At 64.2% G+C, this 1,024-nt stretch carries 2 protein-coding genes; both read left to right on the forward strand.

The genetic code is table 11. From position 1 onward, the window contains the following. The first annotated feature begins 108 nt into the window (after positions 1-108). Complete coding sequence (gatC, locus tag AC097L_RS26410; RefSeq protein WP_479589648.1) at positions 109-408, forward strand: Asp-tRNA(Asn)/Glu-tRNA(Gln) amidotransferase subunit GatC; 300 nt, start codon at positions 109-111, stop codon at positions 406-408. A 6-nt stretch (positions 409-414) separates the two neighbouring features. Continuing rightward, a partial coding sequence (locus tag AC097L_RS26415; RefSeq protein WP_479589649.1) for an amidase occupies positions 415-1,024 on the forward strand: 610 nt, incomplete at its 3' end.

The following is a 1,024-nucleotide window of genomic DNA, read 5'->3' on the forward strand; positions in this document are numbered from 1 at the left end:
GAAGCGACCGCGCGACCAAAGGCGGGATAATACCGCATCTCCTGTGGCTAACCTGCGCCAACTGCGCGGAAACCCCGCTTTACTTTCGTTTGCAACCCTGTTTAAGACATGGCCCTGACTCTCCCAGAACTTGACCGCATCGCCAACCTGGCCCGCCTGGAACTCCAGGCCGATGAACGCGACCGCTTGCTGAACCAGCTGAACGGCTTTTTCGGCATCGTGGAAACCATGCGCGCGGTAAATACCAGGGGCATCGAACCCCTGGCCCACCCGGTGGCGGTGATGCACGACATCGTGCTGCGCCTGCGCGACGACGTGGTCAGTGAGCCCAACCGGCGCGAAGCCAACCAGCAAACCGCGCCCGCCGTTGAGCGCGGCCTGTTCCTCGTTCCCAAAGTCATCGAATAAAGCGCCATGAGTTTTTCTACACAGCTACACGACCTGAGCGTGGTCGAACTGGCGGCACTGCTGCGCGCCCGCAAGGTATCCGCCGTGGAAACCACCCGGCACTTTCTGGCCCGTGCCGAAACCCACGCCTCGCTGGGTGCCTACCTGGCCATGGACGAAACCGTCAGCCTGCGCCAGGCCGCCGCTGCCGATGCACGGCTGGCCAACGGCACCGCAGGCCCGCTGGAAGGCGTGCCCATGGCGCACAAGGACATCTTCGTCACCCAGGATTTCCCCACCACGGCGGGCTCCAAGATACTGGAAGGCTATCGCTCTTCTTTTGATAGCACGGTAGTGAAGCAGCTTGGGCAGCAAGGGGTGATTACGCTGGGTAAGCTGAACTGCGACGAATTCGCCATGGGCTCGGCCAACGAGAACTCGGCCTTCCAGCCGGTGCTGAATCCCTGGGACACCACGCGCATTCCGGGTGGCTCGTCGGGTGGCAGCGCCGCCGCCGTGGCCGCGCGCCTGGTGCCCGCCACCACCGGCACCGACACGGGCGGCTCGATCCGCCAACCGGCCTCGTTTTGCGGCATCACCGGCATCAAGCCTACCTATGGCCGCGCGTCCCGTTACG

The organism is Rhodoferax sp. RT5P35 (assembly GCF_056521385.1).

Coding starts and splice junctions, on each gene's coding strand:
- gatC (WP_479589648.1), top strand. CDS start 109: ATGGCCCTGACTCTCCCAGAACTTGACCGCATCGCCAACCTGGCCCGC.